The following is a 1,983-nucleotide window of genomic DNA, read 5'->3' on the forward strand; positions in this document are numbered from 1 at the left end:
CCGCGCACCCCGGGGCCTGGGAGGAGGGCGGCGCCGGCCGGCTCGGCGGGACCGGCGACCACCTGGTGCGGGTCCTGCGCGGCGTCGCCGAGGAGCCCGAGGCCTACGCGGCGCTCTACCGCGCCGAGCGCGCCGAGGCGGCGCGGACCGTCGCGGCGCTGCCGTCCGACCCGGGAGCGGACGACGCCGACCGCACCCTGCCCGGCCAGCGCGTCGGCACCGCGCTCGGCGCCTACGACGCCGTGCGCGCCTCGGTCCTGCTGGACGGGAAGGAGGACCGGATGGCGTGGGCGGACCGGACCGGCGCCCTGGTCTCCGCCCTGGGCGGCACCGCGACCGGGTTCCTCCCCGAGGGCGGCGAGCTCGCGGGCGCCCTGGCCGAGCACGGCGCCGGCGCCTGGGCCGAGCGCGTCAAGGAGGAGGCGCAGCACCGGGGCAATCTGGACGCCTCCGACAACCACACGGCCGGCCTGACCCAGAGCCGGCTGATGGTGCTGGAGTGGGGCCGGGTGCACGGGTACGGCGCGGACGACCCGGTGGTCGACCGGATCTCCGCCGCCATGGACACCGGCCACGGCACCGGCTACCACAACGCGGCCGTCGCCCTGGGCCGCAACGGCCAGAAGTGAGTCCGGGCCGGCGGCGGTGGCGGGCCCGGGAACGCGGGGTGCCCGGCACCCCGCGAGGGGCACCGGGCACCGCGGCGGCGGGCCGGGGCGGTCAGGCGCCGATGGCGTGCAGGCCGCCGTCCACGTGGACGATCTCACCGGTGGTCTTCGGGAACCAGTCCGACAGCAGCGCGACGACGCCACGGCCGGCCGGCTCCGGGTCGCTCAGGTCCCACTTCAGCGGGGAGCGCGCGTCCCAGGTGGCGGCCAGGTCGGGGAAGCCCGGGATGGACTTGGCGGCCATCGAGCCGATCGGGCCGGCCGAGATCAGGTTGCAGCGGATGTCCCGCGCGCCCAGGTAGCGCGCCAGGTAGCGGTTGGTGGACTCCAGCGCGGCCTTGGCGGGGCCCATCCAGTCGTACTGCGGCCAGGCGTACTGCGCGTCGAAGGTCAGCCCGACGACCGAGCCGCCGTCCTGCATCAGCGGCAGCAGCGCCATGGTGAGCGACTTCAGCGAGAACGCCGAGACGTTCATCGCGGTGGCCACGGACTCCCACGGGGTGTCCAGGAAGTTGCCGCCCAGGGCGTCCTGCGGGGCGAAGCCGATCGAGTGGACGATGCCGTCCAGGCTCGGCAGGTGCTCGCGGACCTGGTCGGCGATGCCGGCCAGCTGCTCCTCGCTGGAGACGTCCAGCTCCAGCACCTTGACCGGCTTCGGCAGCTTCTTGGCGATCCGCTCGGTCAGCGTCGGGCGCGGGAAGGCGGTGAGGATGACCTCGGCGCCCTGCTCCTGGGCGAGCTTCGCGGTGTGGAAGGCGATGGAGGACTCCATCAGCACCCCGGTGATCAGGATCCGCTTGCCCTCAAGGATTCCACTCATGTTCAGTGACCCATGCCCAATCCGCCGTCGACGGGAATGACGGCTCCGGTGATGTACGCGGCCTCGTCCGAACCGAGGAACCGCACGGTGTTGGCGACCTCGGCGGGCGCCCCGTAGCGGCCCAGCGGCACGCCCGCGACGATCTCCGCACGGCGCTCGTCGCTGAGCACTGCGGTCATGTCGGTGTCGACGAAGCCGGGGGCGACCACGTTGACGGTGATGTTGCGCGGGCCGAGCTCGCGCGCCAGCGAGCGCGCGAAGCCGACCAGGCCGGCCTTGGAGGCGGCGTAGTTGGCCTGGCCCGGGGAGCCGGAGAGGCCGACCACCGAGGAGATCAGCACGACCCGGCCCTTGCGCGCGCGCATCATCAGCTTGGACGCCCGCTTGACCACCCGGAACGCGCCGGTGAGGTTGGTGTCCACGACGGAGGTGAAGTCGTCCTCCGACATGCGCAGCAGCAGCGTGTCGTTGGTGATGCCGGCGTTGGCGACCAGC

The 1,983-nt window shown here is 73.9% G+C and carries 3 protein-coding genes; 1 reads left to right on the forward strand and 2 read right to left on the reverse strand.

What is annotated here, in order from left to right:
* Positions 1-629, forward strand: a 629-nt coding sequence (locus tag MCM47_RS39830) for a hypothetical protein (protein WP_238951733.1), incomplete at its 5' end; no start/stop codon positions are given.
* 91 nt (positions 630-720) lie between these two features.
* Here MCM47_RS39830 and fabI read toward each other — a convergent pair.
* Complete coding sequence (gene fabI, locus MCM47_RS39835; protein ID WP_238863229.1) at positions 721-1,488, reverse strand: enoyl-ACP reductase FabI; 768 nt, start codon at positions 1,486-1,488, stop codon at positions 721-723.
* 2 nt (positions 1,489-1,490) lie between these two features.
* A partial coding sequence (locus MCM47_RS39840; protein WP_238951734.1) for an SDR family oxidoreductase occupies positions 1,491-1,983 on the reverse strand: 493 nt, incomplete at its 5' end.

Origin of the sequence: Kitasatospora sp. A2-31 (assembly GCF_022288725.1) — a bacterium.
Classification (GTDB): domain Bacteria; phylum Actinomycetota; class Actinomycetes; order Streptomycetales; family Streptomycetaceae; genus Kitasatospora.

Excerpts from the sequence above, each read along its gene's own strand:
- fabI (WP_238863229.1), bottom strand. The coding sequence starts at position 1,488 with ATGAGTGGAATCCTTGAGGGCAAGCGGATCCTGATCACCGGGGTGCTG.